Source organism: Pseudoduganella sp. R-31, from assembly GCF_049913235.1.
Taxonomy (GTDB): domain Bacteria; phylum Pseudomonadota; class Gammaproteobacteria; order Burkholderiales; family Burkholderiaceae_D; genus Rugamonas.
In genome coordinates, this window is sequence record NZ_CP183986.1 from 5891454 (window position 1) to 5917316 (window position 25863).

Below are 25863 nucleotides of genomic sequence, written 5' to 3' on the forward strand. Positions count from 1 at the left end.
GCCACAGGCGCTATTGTGTTGAAAATCGGCTTCCTGCTGCCGCCTGGTTTCCAGATCATGGGCCTGGCGGCGTCCTCCGCCTTCGAACTTGCCAACACCACAGCGCGCGAGCGCCTGTACGACATTGGTTTCTTCTCGGCGCTCGGCGGCCCTGTCGTCAACTCCTTTGGCGTGACCGTGGAAACGCTGCCGCTTGCCAGGCGCCGGCTGGACACCCTGATCGTTTGCGGCCTCGTCGCCCCCGCCCCAACCGACACGCAAACGCTTGAGCGCCTGCGCTCCGCCTCCCGGATAGCCCGCCGTACCGCATCCGTCTGCACCGGCACCTTCCTGCTTGGCGAAGCGGGACTGATCGACGGCCGGCACGTGACAACGCATTGGCTGTTCGCCCGTGCACTGCAGCAGCAATTTCCCGCCGCGAAAGTCGACGCGGACCGCATCTTCATCAACGATGGCCCGATCTGGACTTCCGCCGGCATGAGCACCGGCATCGACCTTGCGCTCGGCCTGATCGAAGCTGATTACGGCGCCGAACTCTCGGCATCCGTGGCGAAAAAACTCGTGGTCCACCATCGCCGCGCCGGTGGTCAATCCCAGCATTCGGTACTGTTGGACCTGGGCGCCAAGTCCGACCGCATCCAGCACGTGCTCGAATATGCGCGCAACAACCTCGAATCCGGGCTATCGGTACCTGAGTTGGCCGGCGTCGCCCACCTTAGCCCACGCCAATTCAGCCGCGCCTTCACGACTGAAACCGGCCAGTCCCCAGCCAAGGCGGTCGAGCAGCTACGGCTGGAAGCTGCGCGCCTGATGATCGAGCAAAGCCGCCACACCATCGAGGAAATCGCCGCAAAAACCGGCTTCATTGATACGGAACGCATGCGGCGGGCCTTCCTGCGCGTCTTCGGCCAGCCGCCGCAAACATTGCGCCGCATCGCACGCATGTCCTAAAAGGAGGGAAATACGACATTTACGTCATAAGCAGCGGAACCTATATTGGAGACATCTCGAACTCTCCACCAAGGATCACCAATATGTCCGCGCTCAAGAAATCAATCGCCGCAGCCGCAGCCGCGAGTACCCTGGCATTGACCGGTGCCGCCGCACAGGAAATCGGCTACGTAAAGATCAGCTCCGATATCACCTTGCGCCGCATGGTCGTCAAGAATCCCGCCGCCAAGGGCACTGTCCTGTTCCTGCACGGCTTCCCGGAAACGATGTTGACCTGGCGCGAGCTCGCGCAGGATCTCGGCCGCGACTATGAGGTCCACGCCTTCGACTGGCCGGGCTACGGTCATTCTTCCCGCCCCTCCGCCGACAAGTTCGGCTATGCGCCGCGCGACTATGCCCAGGTCGTAAAGTCCTATATCGACAAGGCAGGTATCGACAAATCGAAGCTCGTCATCTACGCCACCGACGTCGGCGCCCTGCCTCCGTTGCTGCTCGCGCTGGAGCAACCGGAAATCGCGAAGAAAATCATCGTCGGCGACTTTGCACCGTTCGACCGGCCGGAATACATGTCCGACCGCTTGCGCAGCCTGAAAGCGCCGCAAACCGCCGAAGCAACCCGCAACGCGATCAACCAGAACCGCGACGACATCGTCGAAAACGCCTTCCGTCGCGGCCTGGAAGCCAATGAGCAATTCAACCTGGCCGAGGACTTCAAGCAAGACATGCTGGCCGGCTGGACGCAAGGCAGCATGAGCACCGGCGACGCCTTCTACCATTACTACTTGCGCTTCACCCGCGACCAGCAATATTTCGAAGCCAACCTGGGACGCCTGAAGACGCCGCTCCAGGTGGTATGGGGCGAGAAAGACATCTACATCGACAAGAAGATGGGCGAGGAATTCGCCGCCAAATCAGGCAAGCCCTTCACCGTCCTGCCCAGACTTGGGCACTACCCCCACCTGCAAGCGCCACAACAAGCCGGGCGCGAAATCCGCGCAGCGTTTGATTGAGCGTCAAACTTGAGCGTCAAACTTGAGCGTGAATCGGCTGCGTCAACACTTGGCGATTACCGGCGAGCTCCCGCTGCGTTAAAGATCAACGACAGCTTGCCGCCGTTCTTTCCGCAACTACGCTTGGCCTGCTCGGGCGTCAATGTGCCGTCGACGGAAATATTTCGCGGCGAACCATCGAGCGGCAGCGTAAGGGAGACGCCATCGCTTTCGTACATGACGATCTGCGGCAGCTCCTTGCCATTCTCGTCTTCTGGATTGAAAACATCCACCTGGACCGCGTGCCCGTTCATGTTGAAGCGGCACTCGCCTGCACGCTGCTCATAAACGTAATCGAAAGCGCGCGCCCCTTTCTTGTCGATGTTGATCCGGCCCAGGCTCAAGGAATGCTCTACGCCCGCCACGGTCTGGGTGAAGCGCGTATCACCACCTATCGATCCCGAATACCAGGCCAGCTTACCGGCGGCATCCTTGGAGATAACGAACCATTGGCCCGAATTGGTATCCGCGAAGACCGGCTCACCTGGCGCCAGCTGCAATGGACTTTCTTTGCCGTTGGCAGGCGAAATGAGCGTCAATTCCGCCGCCTTGCGCTTTTCATCGCAAGGTTTGCGCAACGCCAGCACGTCCGCGCCATAGTCGCTAAGCGAACTCGTTTCGCAGAATTTGCTTGGATAGCTGCTCAGGAAAAGCTGCTTGCCCTCTGCGCTGGTCACGGCCAGCGTGGACTCGGTTTCACTGTACGCCAGCGAATAAATCGCGCCTTGCTGCGAAATGCCGGCCTCCACATGGCGTGGAGCCTTTTTGAACGGACGCATGCTCCAGGCATAACCGCCATTCGCCATCACACGCGAATTTGCATAGTCGCTGGCCAAACCGTCCTTCGCCAGTTTCGCAGGAAAGAACGAACCGGCAACCTGCAGGTTGTCGCCTACGAAGCGCGCTTTGGCACCACTCACGAAGGCCCCGGATTTCCGGACATTCAGCTTCACCTCGTTCAGGCGCCGGTCCAGCGCGAGCGTAAAGAAGGAGTAAAACTCGGAAGTATCATCCTCGTCCATGATATAGCCAGCGACCTGCACGCCATTTGCGGACACGCCCAAGGCATGGCCATAACTGTTTCGCCCCTCGATAACGAGCCGCTTCTTGCCAAGCTGCTTGCCTTGCATGTTGAACTGATACAGGTAGACGATGCCCTGGTTCAGCGAGCGCGGGAGCTGCGTATTCACGTTCGCCAGCAGGTAGACAGTGTCGCCAACGATCGCGCATTGCACTGGATACAGCGAGGCGTAATCGTCCGGCACAGGAATATGCGCCTGCGCGACCAAGATATCGCGCTTCAGGTCAAGCAGCAGCAAATCGCCAGTGCTTTGCATCGACTCCGGATCAAAACGGCCGCCTGCCAGGCAAGCGCGCGTATTGTCGGCAGCAAAGCCTACGTGATAGGGCGTGAACTTCTTGGCGCTGAATGGAAGGGATGCGGCCATGGCATTGGTGAATACAAGACCAGCCAGGGCGGCTCCAAAGAATCTGATGATATGCATGATAAGTCTTATTGGTTTGCTGGATAGCGCGCGATAGTGCGGATCAGGGTTCCCTGTTCAAACGCTTCGACGCGCACGGTTACGGTTGGCGTTACAAATCGGTTGGCTTCGACGCTCTCGTGTGAATTCTCTCCGGCGTCAGCAATTTCCAGTCGGCGGGCCTTGAGCCGCTTGCGAAGTTCGCCCGCGACCTGTTCTGGCGGCGCATCGAGAATCAAATGGTAGGCGGAACCATTACCGGTGATTCCGTACCAGAGCCTGTTCACGTTTGCACCAAATGCCCGTACCGGCTGCAAAGGCAGATAGACGTATGCCTTGGCGCATTGGCAGATTTCATGCTCCTCAATACGCCAGGACCTGCGCCATCCGCCAAGGCAGGCAACGCTAGCGCTGCCGAAGCAGTTCAGGTAACCCTTGCTGGCGTCGAGAAACAACTCTTCGAGAGCATCCGTGGCGCTGAGAACATGTTCCGAGGTAGCGATCCTTGTCAGGTCCCATTTGCCGGCAGTTGTCTTATGCCATTTGAACCGGGCATCGAACCACGGAAGGATCTGTACGATTCGGCTGCTCGTCCGTAGGCCTTGGGGAAAAGCAGGGATGGCCGGCACAGGAATCGGTTCGCCAAAATTGCCCTCAGCGTCAACCACCAGCACCACCGAAGGCTCCGCTAACGAGTCCACATAGGCAAAAGCCTTGCGATCTGGAGCAATACCAGCCGGCTCCTTGATCGAAGGCCAGTCAGGCCCTTTGGGCAGAAGCGTCTTCTCAATCGGAAAGGCCTTGAGAAGGGCTCCCCCGTACTGCGAGTCTTCGTTCTCGAAAAAGCGCAAGCCAGGACCGATGGGTTCGCCGATTTCCTTGATGTAAGTACCCATATCGATATGTTCGACGACAGCCTTCTTATTGCGTTCGTAAACGAGGAAAAGTGGGCTTTGGTCATCCGAAATATTGGCATATTGATGCACTATGACTGCCGGCTGCCCAAGGCCTTGCCACAAGCGGGCCGGATCGCCCTTTTCGATGACAACTTTGCGCTTGTACAGCACGCGATCGTAACGCTCCTGATTCGAGAATATTCGCAGCCAATCCGTAGGCTCCCGATTGATATGCAAGATCGTCAAAGGCAGTTCCTGGCTGACGGACTCCACTGTTTCATCGTTTTCAAGCCACTCGGCATAGGGTCCTTCGGGCGTGCGGCCGCAGGCAGAAAGCAGGAGGCAAAACGTTAGCAGGATGAGTTTGGACGGCAGGGATAAGTGCATGAAAGAAAGATTACCATAATAGCAATCATCTTCTGTGCACGATAGGCGACACAACAGTGCGCGATTGCCAAATCAACCAGCTTGGCCGCTGGCCGCCCATGTCTGGCAATGACAACTTCACGCATCTCGCCTTGTTCGTCTGGCTAAGGCGATAATTCCAATAGGAAAAAGCCCCGGCGATTTCTCGTCAGGGCTTGTTTTCCAAGCATAAAGCGAATTGGTAGGCCCTCGCGGAGTCGAACCGCGCACCAAAGGATTATGAGTCCTCTGCTCTAACCAAGCATGAGCTAAGGGCCCTGGGAACCCGGCAGGATAGGGCCGGTGGCCCTATCCGTCAAGTCTTAGTTACCTTCCAGGAAGCTCTTCAGCTTATCGGAGCGCGATGGGTGGCGCAGCTTGCGCAGTGCCTTGGCTTCGATCTGGCGGATACGCTCACGGGTCACGTCGAACTGTTTGCCGACCTCTTCCAGCGTGTGGTCGGTGGACATTTCGATACCGAAACGCATGCGCAGCACCTTGGCTTCGCGCGGGGTCAGCGAATCCAGCACGTCCTTCACGACACCGCGCATCGAGGCATGCAGCGCTGCGTCCGAAGGCGCCAGCGTGTTGTTGTCCTCGATGAAGTCGCCCAGATGGGAATCGTCGTCGTCACCGATCGGCGTTTCCATCGAGATCGGCTCTTTCGCGATCTTCATGATCTTGCGGATCTTATCCTCCGGCATTTCCATCTTGATGGCCAGGGTCGCCGGATCCGGCTCGGCGCCGGTTTCCTGCAGGATCTGGCGCGAGATCCGGTTCATCTTGTTGATCGTTTCGATCATGTGCACCGGAATACGGATGGTACGCGCCTGGTCGGCGATGGAACGCGTGATCGCCTGGCGGATCCACCACGTAGCGTACGTGGAGAACTTGTAGCCGCGGCGGTATTCGAACTTGTCGACCGCCTTCATCAGGCCGATATTGCCCTCCTGGATCAGGTCCAGGAATTGCAGTCCGCGGTTGGTGTACTTCTTCGCGATCGAGATCACCAGGCGCAGGTTGGCCTCGGTCATTTCACGCTTGGCCTTGCGCGCCTTCATTTCACCGGCCGCCATCTGGCGGTTGATGTTGCGCAGGTCCGGCAGCGGCAGCACGACGCGCGCTTGCAGGTCGATCAGGCGCTGCTGCAGTTCCTTGATGGTCGGGATGTTGCGGCCCAGGATCGCGCTGTAAGCGTGGCCTGCAGCGACTTCGCCATCCACCCATTCCAGGTTGGTTTCATTGCCCGGGAAGACCTTGATGAAGTGGGCGCGCGGCATGCCGCACTTGTTCACTGCCACGTCGAGGATCTGCTTCTCGATATGGCGCACTTCATCGACCTGGCCGCGCAGGGTGTCGCACAGCTTCTCCACCACTTTGGCGGTGAAGCGGATGCCCAGCAGCTCGGCGGAAATCGACTCCTGCGCCTTCAGGTAGGCTTTCGAGTTGTAGCCATCCTTCTCGAAGGCCTTGCGCATGCGCTCGAACTGGTTGGCGATATTGTCGAATTTCTCGAGGGAGGCCTGCTTCATGGCTTCCAGCTGCTCGGCGGTGTAGCCGGCTGCCGCGCCGCCTGGGCTGGCTGCTTCTTCCTCTTCTTCTTCGTCCTCTTCTTCCTCGTCCTCTTCCTCGTCTTCCTCGTCGGAAGCGGCTGGTGCCGCGGCGGCGGCTTCGCCTTCCTCATCCACCAGGCCATCGACGATTTCGTCGATCTTGATCTCATCGATGCGGATGCGTTCGGACGTGGCGAGGATTTCGGCGATCGTCACCGGGCAGGCGGAAATCGCCTGGATCATGTCGCGCAGGCCGTCTTCGATACGCTTGGCGATTTCGATCTCGCCTTCGCGGGTCAGCAGCTCGACCGAACCCATTTCGCGCATGTACATGCGGACCGGGTCGGTGGTGCGGCCGAAGTCGGAGTCGACGGTGGACAGCGCGGCTTCCGCTGCAGCCTCGGCTTCGTCGTCGCTGGTCACAGTGGCGACATTATCGGACAGCAGCAGGGTCTCGGCATCAGGCGCGTGTTCGTACACGGCGATGCCCATGTCGTTGAAGGTGCCGATAATACCTTCGATCGCTTCCGGATCGACGATATTTTCCGGCAAGTGGTCGTTGATTTCAGCGTACGTGAGGAAGCCGCGCTCCTTGCCGAACTTGATCAGCGTCTTGAGCTTCTGGCGGCGGCGTTCGAGTTCCTCTTCCGTTGCCTCGGTGTCGGACGAGAACGCGTCCTTCAGCAATGCCTTTTCCTTGGCCTTGCGGTCCTTGGCTTTCGCCTTGTCCGCAGCCTTCATCTCGGCACGCTCAACAGCGTTCAGTGCTGCAACCTCGTCGTTTTCCGGCGTGAATTCCTTCGGCTTGCGGCCACGGCGTCCCGGCACCTTGACGGTTGGCAGCACATATCCGGAAGTATCGATGGCAGCCAGGGCGGCTGCGTCCGTTGTCTGACTAACCACCGGCGGTGCCTTGGTGACGCGAGTAGCCGGCTTATCAGCCGACTTCGTCGCAGGCTTGGCGGTCACTTTGCGAGGCTTTTCAGCCGCTTTGGTTTCAGGTTTCTTTGCTGGCACAGGCGCTTTCGGGAATAGTTAAGTCCACTACAAACCGCAACAACTACTACTGTAACTTACTGAAAACAAACGAAAAAACAGACCCGCTAAATATTGCAATATTTAGCATTTTATTATAGCACGCCACTTTACAATTACCAGACGGGAAGGTTTGCGTGCGTGCAGGCAATTACCTCGGACTTAAATCAGCTTCAGCTTCCTTCCGCAATTGATCTTGCTTGGCGGTAATTTCGCGGTAGCGTACACCAATCTCCTCAGAAGACAAACCTGCCGAAAATAGCTGGTCCAGCTCCTGTTTTAATGCATCCATCTTCAGGTGGCGCACCGTGGCCAGCAGCCACAAGCGCTCGCCTTCGATATCCGGCTCCGGCGCAGCGGCAATCTCGCCGATGAGCGCATCATAATCGCTGCCCGTTTCTTTCACCAACTGGCAGAACGCAGCGAAACTGCCCTGCTCTCCCAGCGATTGGGCCTGCACCATCAGCCAGACCAGTCGCTCGGCGGCTTCCTGGCCGAAGTGGCTGAAAGCCAGCAGCGCCTCGTCGTCCAGTTCCAGCGCTAGCGTCGGGTGCGTCAGCACCACGCGGATCAGCTTCAGTTCCAGCCCAACAGGCTGCTCGCGGCGGCTACGCGGCGGTGCAACCTTGCTGGCAGCCACCGGCTTGGCCAGCTCAAACAGCTGCTCAATCTCGCCCGGCGTGCTCTGCGTCATGGTCGCCAGGCCGCGCACGATCTGCAGGCGCAGCGAGGTCGGCGGCATGGCCTGCAACAGCGGCTTGGCGTCGAACTGGACGCGCGCCCGGCCTTCAGGCGATGTTAAATCATGCTCGCCCGCCGCCTCGCGCAGCAGGAACTGGGACAGCGGCATGGCTTCGTGTACCTGCTGTTCGAACGCGTGGGCGCCATATTCGCGGATATAGCTGTCCGGGTCGTGCTCAGCCGGAAGGAACAGGAACTTGATCGTCTTGTCATCCGACACGTGCGGCAGACAGGCTTCCAGCGCACGCCGTGCAGCGCGGCGGCCGGCCTTGTCGCCATCGAAACTGAAGATCACGTTGTCGGTTTGACGCAACAACTTCTGGACGTGGGTCGTGGTGCAGGCGGTTCCCAGCGTCGCAACCGCCTGGGGAAAGCCCATCTGGGCCAGCGCCACCACATCCATATAGCCTTCCGTCACCAGTACATAACCCGCATCGCGGATCGCCTGGCGCGCTTCGAACAAGCCATACAGCTCCGAGCCCTTTGAAAATAAAGGCGTTTCGGGAGAATTCAAGTACTTGGGTTCGCCCTGGTCCATGATGCGGCCGCCGAAAGCGATCACCTGGCCCTTGGTATTGCGAATAGGGAACATTACCCGCTCGCGGAAACGGTCATAGCGCTTGGTGCGCTTGCCGTCCTCATCCACGTTCTGGATGATCAGGCCGGCTTCCACCAGGACCGGGTTTTCGTAATCCGGGAAAACGGCTTTCAGACTGTCCCAGCCGCTAGGCGAATAGCCGAGCGCAAAGCGGGCCGCGATTTCCCCGGTCAGGCCACGGCCTTTCAGGTAGCCAATCGCCTGCGGCGCAAGGCGCAGCTGGGCCCGGTAGAACTCGTTAGCCTTGGACATGGCATCGGACAGCGCCATGGATTGCTGCTGCTGGGCAGCACGCTGGGCGGGCGGGATCTTGTCATCCTGCTCAGGCACTACCATGCCGACGTTCTGGGCCAGATCCTTGACGGCATCGACGAAACCCATGCCCGAGTACTCGATCAGGAAGCCGATGGCTGTGCCATGGGCGCCGCAGCCAAAGCAATGGTAGAACTGCTTGGTCGGGCTGACGGTAAAGCTCGGAGATTTTTCGCTATGGAACGGGCACAAGCCCTGGTAATTGGCGCCGCCCTTTTTCAACTGGACGTAGCGCCCCACCACATCGACGATATCGACGCGGTTCAGCAGGTCGGCAATAAATGACTGTGGAATCACGAGGCTGAACGGTATTTGTTATAAATCAGACTATACCGCCGCGCGCGATGGGCATTTGATCCAAATCAACACACGCGGCCCACGATATGGCTCAGCCCGTGTCACACCATGGGGTCACACCCCGAGAGTGACACGGCCTCAACCGAGTCATGGCCGAGGCCGTGTCACACTTGGGGTGTGACCCCAGGGTGTGACACGAACTCGGCTGTAGATTATGCGGGGGTCAGGGCCTTTTTGACCAGTGCGGACACTACGGTCATGTCGGCGCGGCCGGCCAGCTTTAGCTTGACGATGGCCATGACTTTGCCCATGTCCTGGGGACCGGCGGCGCCGGACTCGGCTACGGCTGCTTTCACTTCAGCGGCAATTTCTTCATCGGACAGGCCGGCAGGCATGTAGGCCACCAGCACGGCCAGCTCGGCCTTTTCGATGTCAGCCAGGTCGGTACGGCCGCCGGCTTCGAACTGGGTGATGGAATCCTTGCGCTGCTTGATCATCTTTTCAACGATGGCCACGGTCTGGGCGTCGTTGACTTCGATCTGTTCGTCCACTTCCTTGCGCTTGATCTCGGCCAGGATCAGGCGGATGGTGGCCAGCTTGCCGGCTTCCTTGGCGCGCATGGCGGATTTCATGTCATCAGTAATCTGGGCTTTCAGACTCATAGCTACCTCAAAAGTGTGCGTGGAAAAAGGAAAACCCGCTGCGGCTTAGACCGGAGCGGGTTGAAACTCTGGCGTGGGCATCCGTGGCGATCAGTGCGCCTGCAAGAATGCCGACGAGAGCTGAATTAGTACAGCTTCTTAGGCAGTTGCTGGCTGCGGATGCGCTTGTAGTGACGCTTCACGGCAGCTGCCAGCTTGCGCTTGCGCTCTGCGGTTGGCTTTTCGTAGAACTCGCGTGCGCGCAGTTCGGTCAGCAGACCGGTCTTTTCGATGGTGCGCTTGAAGCGACGCATTGCGACTTCGAACGGCTCGTTTTCTTTAAGGCGGATAGTAGTCATGTAAAAATTCAAACCGTTAGGGTTCAGGAAAGACAGCGATATTAGCAGGTTTTGCTCAAAAATGGAAGAGACAATAGACGCCAAACCGGCCACTCAGGCGGTTCCGAAGGGGATATCGACGTCTTTCGCGGGCAATATTTCAGCCCAGCTAACATCATGAATCCGGCGGAAAATGCGTTGCCGGAAGTGGAATAATATCAGATCGCGAGGCCAGCAGCCACTCCGGATGCCCAGGCCCATTGGAAGTTGTAGCCGCCCAACCAACCGGTCACGTCGACTGTTTCACCAATGAAGTACAGGCCGGGCACGTTCTTGCATTCCATCGATTGCTGGGACAGTTCGCGGGTGTCCACGCCGCCGCGCGTGACCTCGGCCTTGCGGTAGCCTTCCGAGCCATTGGGGGTGATGGTCCACTGGTTGACCGCGCGGCCCAGCTTGCGCAGCGTGTCGTCCTTCATGTCGGCAATGCGCGCTTCGGGGTCCAGGCCGTGCACTTGCAGCAAACCCTCCGCCAGGCGCGCCGGCAGCCATTGAGACAGCAGGTTGCCAAGCTGCTTCTTCAGCGTACCCTTTCCTTCGATCAGGGTCTGGGCCAGGTCCATTTCCGGTAACAGGTTGATCGTGATTGGGGTGCCAGGCTGCCAGAACGAGGAAATCTGCAGGATGGCCGGACCGCTCAGGCCGCGGTGGGTGAACAGCAGGTCTTCGCGGAAGCGGGCGCCGGTCGGGTTGCGGCCTTTCAGCGAGCCGGTTTCCACGTCCACTTCCAGCGAGACGCCGGCCAGCGGCGCAAACGGCGCCCATTCCTCGACGTCGAAAGTCAGCGGCACCAGGGCGGGACGCGGGTCTACCAGCTTGAGCCCAAAATGCTTGGCCATGCGATAGCCGAAGTCGGTCGCACCAATCTTCGGGATCGACAGGCCGCCGGTCGCCACCACGACAGCGCCAGCATGGATCTCGCCTCGGTCAGTCTGCAGCACGAAGCCGGCGCCATTCTGCGCCACGGCCTGCACCTTGCTCGGCATGCGCCAATGCACGCCACCATCGGCGCACTCGCTTCGCAGCATGTCGATGATCTGCTCGGCGGAGTCGTCGCAGAACAGTTGCCCTTTATGCTTTTCGTGGAAGCCGATGCGGTGCTTCTTCACCATCGTCAGGAAATCATGCGGCGTGAAGCGCGACAGCGCGCTCTTGGCGAAGTGCGGATTCTCGGAGAGGAAGTTGGCAGGGCCGGCGTTAATATTGGTGAAGTTGCAACGACCGCCGCCAGAGATGCGGATCTTCTCCGCCAGTTTCTCGGCGTGATCGAGCAGCACAACGCGTTTGCCGCGCTTGCCGGCCGTCGCCGCGCACATCATGCCCGCCGCGCCTGCGCCGATTACCGCTACATCGTACTGATTTGCCATTTCCTGCCGCCCTGCCCTGAGACCAAACCCACCATTTTACAGGAGGGCGGCGCCGGCAGCGAGCGAGCGGGCGACATCTTTGCAGTGACCCACCTGCTGGATAATCGAATCCGGCACGGGGATTTCACCACGCAGCACGGCCTGGATCCAGGCAGCGGTCGACTCTGCGCTTTTATCCTCCGGCAGCTCGGGCAGCTTTTCGACCAGCGTCTGCTTTTCAACCAGCACGGTGCGTTCGCCGCCGTGGAACCAGTCGATCTTCTGCGCCTTGTTGGCGTTGGCGACGGTCTCGCCTTCCGTGCCGCGCATCAGGAAGGCGTGGCCTTTGTTCAGGGTGAAGAATTCGCCCAGCGACTCCAGGTATTCCGGGTGGGTGTAGGACACCAGCCGCAGTGCAGGCCCGGCAAACGGCTGCATGATCTTCACCAGCGTATGGGTCGAGTTGCGCACGCCGAGGATGCGGCGCAGCGACAGCATCCACGCCAAGCGCGGCGCCAATGCGTCGATGGTGATGAAGGCCACGCGCCCATCCTCAAGCGCCGCCTCCGCCGCTGCATGATCGGGCGAAGCATGCACGCCCAGTGCTTCGAATACTTCCGCCGTGGCGACGCGCCCAACGTCGTGCGCCACGCCATGCACCAGCACCGGGACGCCCTCGCGCGCCAGCAGCAGCGCCAGCAACGCGGTCAGGTTCGCCATCTTGCGGGCGCCGTTATAACTCGGGATCACCACAGGCGCGAATTCGCCGGCCGGCGCGCGCAGTTTTTCAAACGAGGCTTCGGACGCTTCCAGGAAGCCTTCCAGCTCCTCCACCGATTCACCCTTGATCCGCATTGACAGCAGGATGCCGCCCAGCTCAAGGTCCGATACGCGGCCATCGAGAATCGCGCCCCACAATTCGCGTGCCTGCTCGCGGTCCATGCTGCGGGCGCCCTTCGCGCCCCGGCCGATCTCCTTGATGTAGGGAGCGGCCTGGAAAGGTTGTTTAGTCGTCATTCTGCCAGTTTACGGCATTTCGGCTACACTGTTAGATCCCCCAAGAAAAAACACGTTGAAAAGCAGACTGATCATGATTGCCCAAAACCTTGAAAACATTAACGTTACCTCGTTCGCATCCATGCCTACCCCAGAGGAGCTGCATGCGAAACTGCCGCTGACCGACAAGGCTTCCGAGACCGTCACCAAGGGCCGCGCCGACCTGCGCGCCATCCTGGAGCGCAAGGACAAGCGCCTGTTCGTCGTGGTGGGCCCTTGCTCCATCCATGACCCGGTCGCGGGCCTGGACTATGCGCGCCGCCTGAAAGCGCTGCAGGAAGAAGTCAAGGACACCATGCTGCTGGTGATGCGCGTGTATTTCGAAAAGCCGCGCACCACCACGGGATGGAAGGGCTATATCAACGATCCGTATATGGACGATTCGTTCCGCGTCGACGTCGGCATGGAAAAGGCGCGCCAGTTCCTGCTGGATGTATGCGAACTCGGCCTGCCGACCGCCACCGAGGCGCTGGACCCGATCTCGCCGCAGTACCTGGGCGACCTGATCGCCTGGACCGCCATCGGCGCCCGCACCACCGAATCGCAGACCCACCGCGAAATGTCGTCGGGCCTGTCGACGCCTGTGGGCTTCAAGAACGGCACGGACGGCGACATCGGCATCGCGATCAACGCGATCCTGTCGGCGGCGAATCCGCACGCCTTCCTGGGCATCAACAGCCAGGGGAATGTGTCTGTCGTGCGCACGCGGGGCAATCCGCATGGCCACGTGGTGCTGCGCGGGGGCGACGGCCGGCCTAACTATGATTCCGTGTCGGTGGCGATTGCGGAACAATCGCTGCAGAAGGCCAAGCTGCCGGCCAATATCGTGATCGACTGCTCGCACGCCAACTCGTACAAGAAGCCGGAACTGCAGCCGCTGGTGATGACCGACGTGGTCAACCAGATCGTGCACGGCAACCAGTCGATTACCGGCGTGATGATCGAGTCGAACATTGTGGCGGGCAACCAGAAGATCCCGGCCGACCTGTCCGAGCTGAAATACGGCTGCTCGGTGACCGATGCCTGCATCGATTGGGATACCACGGTCCATATGCTGAAGGAAGCGGACCGCGAACTGCGCGCCCGCCCTTGAACCGGTAAACCGGTGTCTGACCCACAGGGTCAGACACCCCACCTGCGGCCGACACTGAATTACCGGTTTTAAAAGCGCCAGCTTCCCTCAACGCGAATCGCGGACTTCACCGAGCGCGCCAGGAAGCACTCTCCATGCGCTTCATGGTGCAGCCGCTCCAGCTCCGCATCCGTCGGCGCCTTCTCGCCCGAGAAGGCGACCATCGGCTTCAGCGTCACCACGCTGATCCAGCCGTCCTCCATCTTCCCTTCCGCCGCATCGACATAGCTGTCGACCACATAGCCGTCACGCGCCGCCAGGCTAAGGAACCACAGCATATGGCAGCTCGATAGCGAAGCTACATACGCCTCCTCCGGATCCACCGCCGAAGGATCGGACAACGGCACCCGGACCACGTGCGGCGACGACGATCCCGGCACCACCGTACCGCCGTCGAAGGTCCACTTATGCAGCCGGCTGTAACGGTTATCGGTGAACTTGGCATCGTGGCGATGCCAGGCAACTTCCGCGGTATGAATGCTCATATCAGGCTCCCAAGGGTAGAAACTGCAAGCTTTTCGGTTTCGCGCAGGTGCTGCGCCAGCATGGCGCAAGCGCCATCCGGGTCACCCGCCCGCACCAGCGCGATCAGTCGCTGGTGCTCATCGTTCCAGCCGGACCGGCGCGCCTCAGGCCCCAGCTGCGCCAGGTAGAAACGCTCGACCGATGCGCGCAGGCTGGCCACCATTTGCTGGCTGCGCAGTCGCCTGCCCGGCGCATAAAGCTCGTCGTGGAACGCGCGGTCAAGCCGCAGCCATTCCAGCGGCGCCGTTTCGCCATCCAGTTCATGCTGGATGGCTTCCAGGCGGCGCAGGCTGCGCTCCGTATGCAAGGGCACTGCACGCCGCAGCACATCCGTCTCCAGCAGCACGCGCAGGTCGAACAGTTCATGCAGCTCGTCCGCGCCAAGCGTGGTGACATAAGCGCCGCGGTTCGGCTCGATCTGCACCAGGCCTTCCGCCTGCAGGGAATTGAGCGCTTCGCGCACGGGAATGCGGCTGGTGCCGAATTGTTCGGCCAGTTCGGCCTGGCGCAGCACGGCGCCGGGCGCCAGCTTGCCGCTGCCGATGTCGGCGCGCAGGGCCGCCAGGATGGCCGGGCCGCCTTGAGCACGGGGCGGAGGTGTCTTCATGCGATAAATTGTATACACGTATACCAATCAATGCAAGCGGGCTTTCCATTACAATGGCGGATTGCCCTTTACCCTTTTGTGCATTCCAATGATCGTTCTCGGCGTTGAATCCTCCTGTGACGAAACTGGCCTGGCCCTGTATGACACGCAGCGCGGCCTGCTCTCGCACGCCCTGCACTCGCAGGTGGCGATGCATGAGGAATACGGCGGCGTGGTGCCGGAACTGGCCTCGCGCGACCATATCCGCCGCGCGATTCCGCTGCTGGAACAGGCGCTGGGCAAAGCCGGCCTGCAAGCCGGCGAGATCGATGCCATCGCCTACACCCAGGGTCCCGGCCTGGCAGGCGCCCTGCTGGTCGGTTCGGCGATTGCCTGCTCGCTGGGCATGGCGCTGGATAAGCCGGTGCTGGGCGTGCACCATCTGGAAGGCCACCTGCTGTCGCCGCTGCTGGCCAGCGAGCCGCCGGAGTTCCCTTTCGTGGCGCTGCTGGTATCGGGCGGCCATACGCAGCTGATGCGCGTGGACGGCGTCGGCCAGTACGAACTGCTGGGCGAAACACTGGATGACGCGGCGGGCGAGGCCTTCGATAAATCGGCCAAGCTGCTTGGCCTGGGCTACCCTGGCGGCCCCGCCATTTCGCGCATGGCCGAATTCGGCGACCCGGAAGCCTACAAGCTGCCGCGCCCCATGCTGCACTCGAAGGATTTGATGTTCTCCTTCTCCGGCCTGAAAACAGCCGTGCTGACGGTGGTGAACAACAACGGCGGCGCTGCCAATGTCTGCGAGCAGGACAAGGCGAATATCGCGCGCGGTTTCGTGGATGCGATCGTGGATGTGCTGACAGCCAAATGCCTGTCCGCGCTGAAGCAGACGGGCCTCAAACGCCTGGTGATCGCCGGTGGCGTGGGCGCGAATGCGCAACTGCGCGCGTCGCTGAACGCGGCGGCGAGGAAGAAGCACTTCAAGGTCTACTACCCGGAACTGGAGTTCTGCACCGATAACGGCGCAATGATTGCCTTCGCCGGCGCCATGCGCCTGCAGATCAATCCGCAGGCGGCGCAGCGGGACTATTCCTTCAACGTCCGTCCACGCTGGCCGCTGGACGAACTGCGGGTCATTTGATCAGGCGAGCAGCCAGGCGCTCAGGCCCACCAGGGCCAGCAGGCCTGCTGCAATACCGGTACGCAGGCCGGTGTGATTCATCTGCTGGCGCACCAGTTCGTGGCGGTTCGGCTTGTCTTCCCGCTTTGCTTCTTTGTTAATTTCGTGCTGCTGTACTTCGGTACTCATCAAGTGTCTCCGTTTGTATAGACCACCAATGTAGCAGCAGAGTCGCCCCGCTGCCACACTTTTGCACATTGCTATGCAGCAAAACGTTGTGCCGGGTGTCCTTGTCGTTGGTGGAGGAACTCCAGAACGCTTGTCCGATAGTCAAGATACAGCGGGTCTTGCGCCAGGGCCAGCCTGTCGCGCGGGCGTTCCAGCCGTACTTTGACGACGCCGCCGATGGTGGCGGCCGGGCCATTTGTCATCATGACAATGCGATCGGACAGCAGCACGGCTTCATCCACATCGTGCGTCACCATCACCACGGTGGCCCCCGTCGCGGCGACGATGCGCATCAATTCGTCTTGCAGGTGGGCGCGTGTCAGCGCATCGAGGGCGCCGAACGGTTCGTCCATCAGCAGCACCTTCGGTTCCATCGACAGTGCGCGGGCGATGCCGACGCGCTGCTTCATTCCACCTGAAATTTCATTGGGCCGCTTGCCGCCAGCGGCCGCCAGTCCCACCAGTTCCAGCGCCTGCCAGCTGCGTTCATCCAGTTGCGCGCGCGTCTCCTTGCCGCCGAACACCCGCTCCACTGCGAGGTAAATGTTCTCGAAACAAGTCAGCCAGGGCAGCAGCGAATGGTTCTGGAACACGACCGCGCGTTCCGGCCCCGGCCCGGCGATCTCGCGCCCGCTGCAAACCAGCACGCCACTGGTGGGACGGTTCAGGCCCGCGACCAGGTTGAGCAGCGTCGACTTGCCGCAGCCCGAGTGGCCGATCAGGGTAATGAACTCACCCTGCTCGACCACCAGGTTGACGTCGCTCAGCGCGTGGAACTGGCCAAAGCGCATGTCGACCTTGCTGATATCGATGAATTTCGAAGCCATCTCATTTCTCCTCATAGCTGAAAGCTTTGGCCAGCGCGACCAGCGCCAGTTCCAACGACAGGCCAACCACGCCGATCACGCCGATGGCGATCAGGATGTGCGGCACGTTCAGGTTATTCCACTCATCCCACACCCAGAAGCCGATGCCCACGCCGCCCGTCAGCATTTCGGCTGCGACGATGACCAGCCATGCCGTGCCGATGGCGAGCCGCACGCCGGTCAGCATGTAAGGCAGCACGGAAGGCAGCAGTATCCTGGTCGCCACCTTCCATTCGGACAGGTTCAGCACACGCGCCACGTTCAGGTAATCCTGCGGCACGCGCTGCACGCCGACGGCGGTGTTAACGATCATGGGCCAGATCGAACAAATGAAGATGGCCCAGATCGCGGCTGGATCGGCCGCCTTGAACACCAGCAGGCCAATCGGCAGCCAGGCCAAGGGCGATACGGGCTTCAGCAAACTGATTAAAGGGCTGAACATGCCGTACAAAAAGCTGAAGCGTCCGATCAGGAAGCCAAGCGGAATACCCACCAGCGCCGCCAGGCCGAAGCCCAGCGCGACGCGGCGCAGCGAGGCCAGGATGTTCCAGCCAATGCCCTGGTCATTCGGACCCTTGCGGTAGAACGGGTCCGAGAACAGCTTCACCGCCTCATGCCAGGTCTCCAGCGGAGTGGGAAAGCCTGCGTTGCGTACCGCCAGGATTTGCCAAGCCAGCACCAGCAGCGACAAGCCAAGCAGCGGCGGCAGTACTTTCATGACAAAGGGCCGCAGCCGCCCACCTTCCGGCGCCAGGTGCACGCCTTTCGCCGCCAGCCGCATGCGGCGCGTTGGCCTTCCCGGCACCGCGGGCGCCGGTTGCACTGATGCTCCCGCCTTCCCAGCCTGTCCTGCCGGCGCAACGTCCACCTTCATATCGATTGCCCGCCCCACGCCAGCCGCGGCCAATGCAGCTGCAGCTGCTTCCCGCGCAGCGTCCTGCGCGGTCAGTGCGCCGTGTGTGCCAGGCGTGCCCGCGCCGGCCCCGTCTATCGTTCCGTACATAGCACTCATAAGGCCTCCCTTCACGCTCTGATCTTGAACGAATCAGCATAGGCCTTGGGATTCTTGCCGTCCCAGGTCGTGCCGTCGATCATCTTTACGCTGCGCAGGGGCGACTTTGGTACGCTCACCTTCGCCATAGCCGCGCCGTCCTTGTACACATCGATCTGGTTGATTTGCGTGGCAACTGCCAGGTAATCCGGCTCCGCCTTCAGCAAGCCCCAGCGCTTCTGTTGCGTGAGGAACCACATGCCGTCGCTGAGGTATGGGAAATTCACCGCGCCGTCATTGAAGAACTTCATGTAGTTCGGATCGTCCCAGGTTTTGCCCAGGCCATTCTGGTAGCGGCCCATGATGCGCTGGCCAATCACATCGACCGTCGTGTTGACGTAGGATTTGTCGGCAATGGCTTCCGCCATCTTCACCTTGTTCGACAGGGACGCATCAATCCAGCGTCCAGCATCCAGCACCGCAGCGATGAGTGCGCGTGCAGTATTGGGATACTTCTTCACCCACTCCGCGCTAGTACCCAGCACCTTCTCCGGATGGTCACGCCAGATGTCCTGCGTTGTCGTGGCCGTGATGCCGACGCCATCCACAATCGCGCGGTGGTTCCATGGCTCGCCCACGCAAAAGCCATCCATGTTCCCGATCCGCATATTGGCGACCATCTGCGGCGGCGGCACCGTAATGACCTTGGCGTCCGTCATCGGGTTGATGCCATACGACGCCAGCCAGTAATACAGCCACATCGCATGGGTGCCGGTCGGGAACGTCTGTGCGAAGGTGTACTCGCGCTGGTCGGTGCGCATCAGCTTCGCCAACGAAGCGCCATCGACTGCGCCTTTGTCGGACAGTTTCTTCGACAGCGTGATCGCCTGGCCGTTGTGATTGAGGTTCATCAGTACGGCCATGTCCTTCTTCGGACCGCCAGCGCCCAGGTGGACGCCATACACCAGCCCATACAGCACATGGGCCGCGTCGAGTTCACCGTTCACCAGCTTGTCCCGCACGGCGGGCCAGGACGCCTCCTTGCTCAAGACGATCCTGATGCCGTACTTCTTGTCGAAGCCCAGCACAGAAGCCATCACGACGGAGGCGCAATCGGTCAATGGAATGAAGCCGACTTTGACTTCTTCTTTCTCAGGCTTGTCGGAGCCTGCAGCCCAGGCGTAATTCGATAAGGCTGTCGCAGCGCCCGCAGCAAGCAGGCGACGACGGGTAAGGCTGAACGTGCGATCCATCTCTATCCCCGGTTTGTAAATAATGGGGATACTGCAAGCGCCGTGCCACCCCGCTTTCAGGGGGAAAGGCGGTGGAAATCCAGCACTTTGTTTGTGCACCGCACCAATTTAGCGCCGTCAACGCACCGGGCGAAGCCTCGGATCGGTGCGCAGGCGTTCGGCCATCAGGTCCACGAAGCTGCGGATGCGGGTCGAGCCCTGACGGCTGTCACGGTGGATGATATGGATAGGCACCGCCGGCGTCGCGTAGTCCTGCAGCACCTCAACCAGCTCGCCTGCATCGAGCAAGGCTGCCGCCTGGTAGGACAGCAGGCGCGCGATGCCGAAGCCGCTGCGCACTGCTTCGATGGCAGAGTCGTTATTGTTCACGCCCAGGCGCGGCTTGACGCGCAGCGATTGCGTGCCGGCGCCATTCTGGAAGCGCCAGTCCGGAGGCACGCTGGAGCCGGACGAGGCGACAATGGTGTGCTGCTCCAGCTCCTGCGGCGTGCTCGGCGCGCCATGCTTCTCTATATAGGAAGGCGAAGCGATGATCATGCGCCGCACCTGCCCGACCGGAATGGCGCGCATGCTCGAATCGGGCAGCTCGCCGATGCGGATGCCGACATCGATGCCTTCTTCCAGCAAGTTGGTCACGCGGTCGACGAAGACAGTGGAAATATCCATCGCCGGATAGCGCTGCAGGTAATCGACAATGCCCGGCACCACGTAGATGCGTCCAAACAGCACCGGCGCCGTCACTGTAAGGTGGCCGCGCGGCGCGGCGTTGATGCCGGCAACTGCATCGTCGGCCTCGTCGACTTCCGCGATGATCCGGCGCGCATCATCCAGGTAGCGCTGGCCGGCTTCCGTCACGCGCACATGGCGCGTGGTGCGGTCCAGCAGCCTGGCGCCCAGCCTTTCTTCCAGCGCCGCCACCGCGCGCGTAACGGCAGGCGGCGACATGCCGAGGCGGCGCGCACCTGCCGCGAAGCCCTGCTCCTCGGCCACAGCCACGTAGACGGTCATCAGGTAAAGGCGGTCCATTTGCGTTTCACCATGAAGTCGATAAAGTGCCGCACGCGCATCGGCATGCGGCTGCGCTGCGGATAGTACATGTAAACGGCCGCATTTGCCGTCACATGGGTCGGCAGCAGGTGCACCAGCCGCCCTTCCGCCAGGTCGCGCTCCACCATGTACAGCGCCAGCTGGCCGATGCCGACCCCGGCGCGCACCGCCTCGACCTCGCCCTCCGCCGTATTGAACGTCGCCACGCAGGGCACGTCCTGGTACACCGTGCCGCCCTGCCCTTTGAGTTCCCACGGAATCACGCGGCCCGTGTTCGGCTGGCGGAAACCGGTGCACCGATGGTGCAGCAATTCTTCCACCGTGCGCGGGGCGCCGTGGCGCTCGATATAGCCGGGCGAAGCGCAGATATGCAAAGGAATCCTGCCCAGCTGGCGCGCAACCAGGTTGCGCTCCGGCGGATTCCCCGCCCTGAAGCCGACGTCGATCTTCGCCTCGGTCAAGTCGGTGAAGTGGTCGTCGAACAGCATGTCGAAATGCGCGCTCGGATACAGCTCCTGGAATTCGCGCAGCAGCGGCGCCAGCACCACCGTGCCCAGCGAGGTAGGTGCGGCGACGCGGATCATGCCGTCAACCGCCTCGCGGCTGTTCTGAACGTGGTCCAGCGCCTCGTCCAGCAAGCGCAGGCCCGGGTTGGCCAGCTCGAACAGGCGCTGGCCTTCGTCCGTAAGACTCAGGCTGCGTGTCGTGCGATGGAACAGGCGCACGCCGAGGTATTCCTCCAGCTGGCGAATCGCCTTGCTGACCGCCTGGGCCGACAGGCCGGCATCGACCGCCGCCTGGCTGAAGCTGCCGCCATGCACGACGCCGATGAACAATGTGATGACGCGGGCCTTATCCATTCATTTACAACCAATAGTTGAAGATCAATCACCTTTACTATGGCTAGTGTAGCAGCTCTCCGAAGCCTAATATGCCCTTCACCAACTACCCACTCTTGAAGGAGCAAGATCATGGCAAACAAAGTCTGGTTCATCACTGGCGCCTCCCGCGGCTTCGGCCTGCTGATTGCCCGCGACGCACTGGCGCGCGGCGACTCCGTGGTAGCAGCCGCCCGCAACCCGCAAGCGATTGTCGACGCCCTTGGCGCGCATCCCCAGCTGCTGCCAGTGCAGCTCGATGTGACAAAGGAAGCAGCCGCCGTAGTTGCCACCCAGGCCGCCATCGAGCGTTTTGGCCGCATCGACGTGCTGGTGAATAACGCCGGCTACGGCATCCTCGGCGCCGTCGAGGAGACCTCGGCGGAAGAGGTGCGCCGCAATTACGAAACGAATGTCTTCGGCCTGCTGAACGTGAGCCGCGCGGTGCTGCCGGCCATGCGCCGGCAGCGCAGCGGCCATGTGATCAATATTTCCTCTCTGGGCGGCTACCAGGCGTACTACGGCTGGGGCGTCTACGGTTCCACCAAGTTCGCGGTGGAAGGCCTGAGCGAAGCGATGGCGCAGGAACTGGCTCCGCTGGGCGTGCACGTCACCGTGGTGGAACCCGGCTTCTTCCGCACTGATTTCCTCGACGCCACCTCGCTGGTGGAGACCGCAAGCCGCATCGAGGACTACAAGGATACGGTGGGCGCCATGCGCACCTTCGCGGCGGGCGCAAACCACGCTCAGCCAGGCGATCCTTCCAAGCTGTCGCAAGCCCTGTTGAAGCTTGCCGATGCAACGCAGCCGCCATTACGCCTTCAGTTGGGCAGCGATGCCATCGTTCGCATCAACGCCAAGCACCAGCAGGTAGAGAAGGAACTGGCGCAATGGAAGGACCTGGCCCTGTCGACCGACTTCGAACAGCCGGCCAAGCAGGCCGCCTAACTTCCCGGGAGTTTGGTTCCGCAGCTCTTGCAGAAACGCGCCGACTGCTCATGGTCTCCGGCCAGGCAGCCGTCGCAAGTGCGACTTGAGCGGCGCTGCTGGCTGATTTCGGCGCTGATGATGCCCGTCGGGACGGCAAGAATGCCCCACCCCAGCAGCATCATCACCGACGCAATGGCGCGGCCCAGGTCCGTCTTCGGCACCAGGTCGCCGAAGCCCACGGTGGTCACGGCCGAAATCGCCCAGTAGACGGCAGTCGGAATGCTGGTAAAGCCGTGTGCCGGTCCTTCGACCACGTACATCACGGTCCCCAGCAAGAAGACGACCATGAACACCACCGACAGGAAGATCAGGATCTTGCGGCGGCTGGCCAGCAAGGCACGGCCCAGCATCCCATATTCCTCGATGTACAGCGTGAGCTTGAGAATACGGAACATGCGCAGCAGCCGCAGGATCCGCACGTTGAGCAGCACATGTGCGCCCGGCACGAACAGCGCCATATAACTTGGCAATACTGCCAGCAGGTCGATCATGCCGAAGAAACTGCGCGCGTAGCGCAACGGGTGCCGCACGCACAGCAGGCGGCTGGCGTATTCGATGGTGAACAGCACGGTAAAGAACCACTCTGCCGCAAACAGCCAGTCGCCGTAGTCGCGCGCCACTTCGGCGACACTGGCCAGCACCACGGTCGTCACGCTCAGCAGGATAGCGCCGATCAGCGCGAGGTCGAACGCCATGCCGGCAGGCGTATCGGACTCGAAAATTATTGCATAGAGCTTTTCGCGCCAACCGCCTTCCGGCCGGCCGAAGCGCTGGTGCGGATCGTAGGTCTTCATTGCGGGCTCCCCAGCAAATCAGCGCGCGGCATGCCCCATCCCGGCACGCTGAAAGGGCATTCCGGTTTCGCCGCCAGCATCAAAGTAGTGAAATTCCCACGCGGCGAGGCGGAGAAGCGCAGGTCGCTGGCCTGGGCCGCATCCACCGCCGGCATGCGGGCGAAACGCAGCCAGGCAGCCAATTGGCAATCGGCTGCGGCGCGCGCGCGCAAGCCAGCCACATCGCCCTGCCATGATCCGGACACCAGCACGCCGGGTACCGTGACGGCCATCTCCTGCACCGCATCGGCCGTCAGTGCCGCCGGGCAATCACGCGGCGGCAGCAAGGAAGGCGCAAGGCTCAAATGCCCGCGCCGGAGCTGGTAAATCTTCCCGTCCGACTCGATCGAGGTAAAGCTCCAGCACAGGGGCTGGGACGGGAAAGCGGTCAGTGCAACGTCCAGCACGCGGGACTGAGGATCCTGCAGCACCAATGCCGCCGTCACCGCCTGGCGCGCCTTGAACGAGGCCGACGCCTGGACGCCGATAAATGCCAGCACCATGCCAAGGGCCAGTAGCAGCGCACGCCGGCTTTGCATATGCATGAATCGCAGCACAGCCACCACGCCACCCAGCATGACCAGCGCAGCGAACGACGCCCAGCCCAGGTAGCCATGCAGCGTCACATACAGCAGGACCACCGGCAGCACGGAAAGCAGCACAATACGCATGCGCCGCGAAGGTGCGGCCATCGCCAGCGGCACCCCGAACGCCCCCCAGAACACCGGCTCGATGATGTAAACCATATCGCCGAAGTACCAGGTTCCGCTGAAAGGATAGAACGGATGAACTCCATAGTTGTTCATGAAGTCCATCCCCAGGTGCAGCAGGAAACCCGCGGCCAGCGCTATCAGCAGCCCACGCCGTGCATCGCGGCTCTCACGCAGCAACGCCCGCGCATTCGGCCACAAGACCCATAACAGGGCAAACAGCAGCAAAGCCTGCGGCAGCAGGTACAGCAAGGTATGCGTATGTCCGCGGTGATGCAGCAGGTAGCCCAATGGCGCCGGCGCCAGCCGGGTATAAACCAGGTCGAGGTCAGGAAAATTGCTGGCAAGGGCGCAAGCCGTCAGCAGCAAACGATGCCGCGTCCTGTGACGCCCCGGATCGGCCTCCGGCGGCAGCGAGCGCTGAATCAGCTCGCCAACGCCCAGGCCAACTACGCTATGAGTAATGTTATCCATGCTTAATGAAAGTCGGGGTCAGGTCTGGCAATCGGACACAGGCTCAGCCGCAAGCGGCTGAGCCTGTGTCCGATTGCCAGACCTGACCCCGACTTTCAACAATTAATGCTGGACTTCGACGCCGTGCCAGAAGGCGATCCGGTCCTTGATGTTGTTGGCCGCTTCTTTCGGGCTCGGGTAATACCAGGCGGCGTTGGCGTTCACCTTGCCATCCACCACCACGTTGTAATAACTGGCCACGCCCTTCCATGGACACAGCGTGGTGTGCTGGCTCGGCTGGAGATAGTCCTTCCTGACCCGCGACGGCGGGAAATAGATGTTGTGCTCGACGATCTCGACTTCGCTGCTATCGGCTTCCGCAATCACGGCGCCATTCCAAATTGCCTTCGGCATGCAAACTCCTGTCCTGTTCAACCTTCCACACGGTTGCGGCCCCCGGCTTTGGCGCGGAACAGTGCGGCGTCAGCCTGCTTCAGCAGCATCTCGGCATCATCAATATCCATGTGATTGAAGGAGCCGACGCCAAGGCTGGCCGTCACCGCGACCGTGCGCGCCCCGGCGCCATGCACCTGGGCCTCGATCCGCGACCGCAACGTCTCTGCGAACTTGCGCGCGCCTTCGGGCGGCGTGTTCGGCAACAGGATACACAATTCTTCGCCGCCGTAGCGTCCGGCCACGTCGATCACCCGCACGTTTTCGCGCACCAGGCGGCCGATCGCGGCCAGCACTTCGTCGCCCAGCTGGTGGCCGAACTCATCGTTGACGTTCTTGAAGTGGTCGACGTCCACCATCACGGCCGACAGCGGCGTGCGGAAGCGGCGCGTTCGGGCCACTTCAAAACGCAGGCGGCTCATCAGGGAGCGGCGGTTATGCAAGCCGGTCAGCTCATCGGTGGTAGCCAGGGTCTCCAGCTCATCCTTCGAGTCTTTCAGCGCCCGTTCGCTGGCGTGCAGTTCGAACAGGGCCATGACCTGGCGCGCCAGTTTGCGCAGCATGTCGCGTTGGGAGGTCGACAGGCAGCCTGGTTTGGTGTCCATCACACACAGGGTGCCGATCGCGAAGCCATCCCTGCTGGTCAGCGGCACGCTGCTGTACATGCGCATGAACGGCGCAGCGACGGTCAGCGGCATGCCGGCCGTGCGGGCATCCCGGCCCAGGTCGCCGATCTCGGTGGCCGCTTCGCCCAGCACCGCCAGCGAGCAATAGCACTGGCTGCGCGGCATGGAATCCAGCGCCAGCCCGATGCAGGACTTGACGACGGCGCGTTCGCCATCGACCAGCGTGATGAAGGCATACGGAACGTCGCAGGCCTTGGCGGCCAGCTCTGTCAGGAAGGTGAAATCTTCGCTCGCTGGCGCATCGAGGGCGCCGTAGCGGTGCAGCGCAGCCAGGCGCTTGTGGTCGTCCGACTGCCCGGGGTACAGCGTTGTTATGATTTTTTCGGCGGCAGACATGCTCTCTCCCT

26 protein-coding genes and 1 tRNA gene are annotated in these 25863 nt (G+C 61.4%); 6 read left to right on the top strand and 21 right to left on the bottom strand.

Annotated features, from left to right (window positions below):
* Positions 1 to 15: 15 nt before the first annotated feature.
* Positions 16 to 951, top strand: coding sequence for a GlxA family transcriptional regulator (locus ACN9MY_RS26820; protein WP_426319183.1), 936 nt, complete (start codon positions 16 to 18; stop codon positions 949 to 951).
* 83 nt (positions 952 to 1034) lie between these two features.
* Complete coding sequence (locus ACN9MY_RS26825; RefSeq protein WP_426319184.1) at positions 1035 to 1961, top strand: alpha/beta fold hydrolase; 927 nt, start codon at positions 1035 to 1037, stop codon at positions 1959 to 1961.
* A gap of 56 nt (positions 1962 to 2017) precedes the next feature.
* Here the strand turns inward: ACN9MY_RS26825 and ACN9MY_RS26830 are convergent, their stop codons facing one another.
* Positions 2018 to 3289, bottom strand: a complete 1272-nt coding sequence (locus ACN9MY_RS26830; RefSeq protein WP_426319185.1) for a hypothetical protein — start codon at positions 3287 to 3289, stop codon at positions 2018 to 2020.
* Between ACN9MY_RS26830 and ACN9MY_RS26835 the strand changes: the two genes are divergently transcribed.
* Positions 3272 to 3532, top strand: coding sequence for a hypothetical protein (locus ACN9MY_RS26835; RefSeq protein ID WP_426319186.1), 261 nt, complete (start codon positions 3272 to 3274; stop codon positions 3530 to 3532). The genes ACN9MY_RS26830 and ACN9MY_RS26835 overlap by 18 nt on opposite strands.
* On the opposite strand, the gene ACN9MY_RS26840 is transcribed toward ACN9MY_RS26835, so the two are convergent.
* From ACN9MY_RS26840 to ybiB, 8 genes are all read right to left on the bottom strand, one after another.
* Positions 3514 to 4767 (bottom strand): hypothetical protein, encoded by a 1254-nt coding sequence (locus ACN9MY_RS26840; RefSeq protein WP_426319187.1) that lies wholly within the window; start codon positions 4765 to 4767, stop codon positions 3514 to 3516. The genes ACN9MY_RS26835 and ACN9MY_RS26840 overlap by 19 nt on opposite strands.
* Positions 4768 to 4985: 218 nt before the next feature.
* Positions 4986 to 5064, bottom strand: a tRNA-Ile gene (locus ACN9MY_RS26845).
* A gap of 44 nt (positions 5065 to 5108) precedes the next feature.
* Positions 5109 to 7355, bottom strand: a complete 2247-nt coding sequence (rpoD, locus tag ACN9MY_RS26850) for an RNA polymerase sigma factor RpoD (RefSeq protein ID WP_426164628.1) — start codon at positions 7353 to 7355, stop codon at positions 5109 to 5111.
* A gap of 169 nt (positions 7356 to 7524) precedes the next feature.
* Positions 7525 to 9321 carry a DNA primase gene (dnaG, locus tag ACN9MY_RS26855; RefSeq protein WP_426319188.1) on the bottom strand — a complete coding sequence of 599 codons (1797 nt, stop codon included), beginning with the start codon at positions 9319 to 9321 and terminating at the stop codon, positions 7525 to 7527.
* 212 nt (positions 9322 to 9533) lie between these two features.
* Entirely contained in the window at positions 9534 to 9983 is a 450-nt protein-coding gene (locus ACN9MY_RS26860) for a GatB/YqeY domain-containing protein (protein ID WP_426336378.1), read from the bottom strand.
* A gap of 125 nt (positions 9984 to 10108) precedes the next feature.
* Positions 10109 to 10321 (bottom strand): 30S ribosomal protein S21, encoded by a 213-nt coding sequence (gene rpsU, locus ACN9MY_RS26865; RefSeq protein ID WP_005665410.1) that lies wholly within the window; start codon positions 10319 to 10321, stop codon positions 10109 to 10111.
* A gap of 197 nt (positions 10322 to 10518) precedes the next feature.
* Positions 10519 to 11727: an NAD(P)/FAD-dependent oxidoreductase gene (locus ACN9MY_RS26870; protein WP_426336379.1), complete on the bottom strand. Its 1209-nt coding sequence runs from the start codon at positions 11725 to 11727 to the stop codon at positions 10519 to 10521.
* 36 nt (positions 11728 to 11763) lie between these two features.
* Complete coding sequence (gene ybiB, locus ACN9MY_RS26875) at positions 11764 to 12723, bottom strand: DNA-binding protein YbiB (RefSeq protein WP_426319191.1); 960 nt, start codon at positions 12721 to 12723, stop codon at positions 11764 to 11766.
* A 73-nt stretch (positions 12724 to 12796) separates the two neighbouring features.
* On the opposite strand from ybiB, the gene ACN9MY_RS26880 reads away from it, so the two are divergent.
* Positions 12797 to 13855, top strand: coding sequence for a 3-deoxy-7-phosphoheptulonate synthase (locus tag ACN9MY_RS26880; RefSeq protein WP_426164640.1), 1059 nt, complete (start codon positions 12797 to 12799; stop codon positions 13853 to 13855).
* Between the two features lie 68 nt (positions 13856 to 13923).
* Here ACN9MY_RS26880 and ACN9MY_RS26885 read toward each other — a convergent pair whose 3' ends face one another.
* Positions 13924 to 14379: an OsmC family protein gene (locus tag ACN9MY_RS26885; protein ID WP_426319192.1), complete on the bottom strand. Its 456-nt coding sequence runs from the start codon at positions 14377 to 14379 to the stop codon at positions 13924 to 13926.
* Entirely contained in the window at positions 14376 to 15026 is a 651-nt protein-coding gene (locus ACN9MY_RS26890; protein WP_426336380.1) for a GntR family transcriptional regulator, read from the bottom strand. The genes ACN9MY_RS26885 and ACN9MY_RS26890 overlap by 4 nt, the downstream gene beginning before the upstream one ends.
* Before the next feature lie 88 nt (positions 15027 to 15114).
* Between ACN9MY_RS26890 and tsaD the strand changes: the two genes are divergently transcribed.
* Positions 15115 to 16149 carry a tRNA (adenosine(37)-N6)-threonylcarbamoyltransferase complex transferase subunit TsaD gene (gene tsaD, locus ACN9MY_RS26895; RefSeq protein ID WP_426164646.1) on the top strand — a complete coding sequence of 345 codons (1035 nt, stop codon included), beginning with the start codon at positions 15115 to 15117 and terminating at the stop codon, positions 16147 to 16149.
* Here the strand turns inward: tsaD and ACN9MY_RS26900 are convergent, their stop codons facing one another.
* From ACN9MY_RS26900 to ACN9MY_RS26925, 6 genes are all read right to left on the bottom strand, one after another.
* On the bottom strand, positions 16150 to 16317 hold the full coding sequence (locus tag ACN9MY_RS26900; protein WP_426164648.1) for a hypothetical protein: 168 nt from the start codon (positions 16315 to 16317) through the stop codon (positions 16150 to 16152). It abuts the gene before it with no gap.
* 71 nt (positions 16318 to 16388) lie between these two features.
* Complete coding sequence (locus tag ACN9MY_RS26905; RefSeq protein WP_426336381.1) at positions 16389 to 17183, bottom strand: ABC transporter ATP-binding protein; 795 nt, start codon at positions 17181 to 17183, stop codon at positions 16389 to 16391.
* A gap of 1 nt (position 17184) precedes the next feature.
* Positions 17185 to 18003 carry a nitrate ABC transporter permease gene (gene ntrB / locus ACN9MY_RS26910; RefSeq protein WP_426172309.1) on the bottom strand — a complete coding sequence of 273 codons (819 nt, stop codon included), beginning with the start codon at positions 18001 to 18003 and terminating at the stop codon, positions 17185 to 17187.
* A gap of 242 nt (positions 18004 to 18245) precedes the next feature.
* Positions 18246 to 19466: a CmpA/NrtA family ABC transporter substrate-binding protein gene (locus ACN9MY_RS26915; protein ID WP_426319196.1), complete on the bottom strand. Its 1221-nt coding sequence runs from the start codon at positions 19464 to 19466 to the stop codon at positions 18246 to 18248.
* 117 nt (positions 19467 to 19583) lie between these two features.
* Positions 19584 to 20492: a LysR family transcriptional regulator gene (locus ACN9MY_RS26920; RefSeq protein WP_426319197.1), complete on the bottom strand. Its 909-nt coding sequence runs from the start codon at positions 20490 to 20492 to the stop codon at positions 19584 to 19586.
* The gene (locus ACN9MY_RS26925) at positions 20474 to 21373 is read right to left on the bottom strand and encodes a LysR family transcriptional regulator (protein ID WP_426319198.1); all 900 of its coding nucleotides are present in this window, start codon (positions 21371 to 21373) and stop codon (positions 20474 to 20476) included. The genes ACN9MY_RS26920 and ACN9MY_RS26925 overlap by 19 nt, the downstream gene beginning before the upstream one ends.
* A 111-nt stretch (positions 21374 to 21484) precedes the next feature.
* Between ACN9MY_RS26925 and ACN9MY_RS26930 the strand changes: the two genes are divergently transcribed.
* A complete protein-coding gene (locus tag ACN9MY_RS26930; RefSeq protein WP_426319199.1) occupies positions 21485 to 22339 on the top strand; it encodes an oxidoreductase in 855 nt (284 codons plus the stop codon).
* Here the strand turns inward: ACN9MY_RS26930 and ACN9MY_RS26935 are convergent.
* The 4 genes from ACN9MY_RS26935 to ACN9MY_RS26950 all read right to left on the bottom strand — a co-directional run bounded on the left by ACN9MY_RS26935 (position 22336) and on the right by ACN9MY_RS26950 (position 25852).
* Entirely contained in the window at positions 22336 to 23175 is an 840-nt protein-coding gene (locus ACN9MY_RS26935; RefSeq protein ID WP_426319200.1) for an ion transporter, read from the bottom strand. The two genes, ACN9MY_RS26930 and ACN9MY_RS26935, sit on opposite strands and share 4 nt — an antisense overlap.
* On the bottom strand, positions 23172 to 24398 hold the full coding sequence (locus ACN9MY_RS26940) for a metal-dependent hydrolase (protein WP_426336382.1): 1227 nt from the start codon (positions 24396 to 24398) through the stop codon (positions 23172 to 23174). Before ACN9MY_RS26940 ends, ACN9MY_RS26935 begins: the two co-directional genes overlap by 4 nt.
* A 102-nt stretch (positions 24399 to 24500) precedes the next feature.
* Complete coding sequence (locus tag ACN9MY_RS26945) at positions 24501 to 24791, bottom strand: DUF427 domain-containing protein (RefSeq protein WP_426319202.1); 291 nt, start codon at positions 24789 to 24791, stop codon at positions 24501 to 24503.
* A 17-nt stretch (positions 24792 to 24808) separates the two neighbouring features.
* Positions 24809 to 25852 carry a GGDEF domain-containing protein gene (locus ACN9MY_RS26950; protein WP_426336383.1) on the bottom strand — a complete coding sequence of 348 codons (1044 nt, stop codon included), beginning with the start codon at positions 25850 to 25852 and terminating at the stop codon, positions 24809 to 24811.
* Between the last annotated feature and the right edge of the window lie 11 nt (positions 25853 to 25863).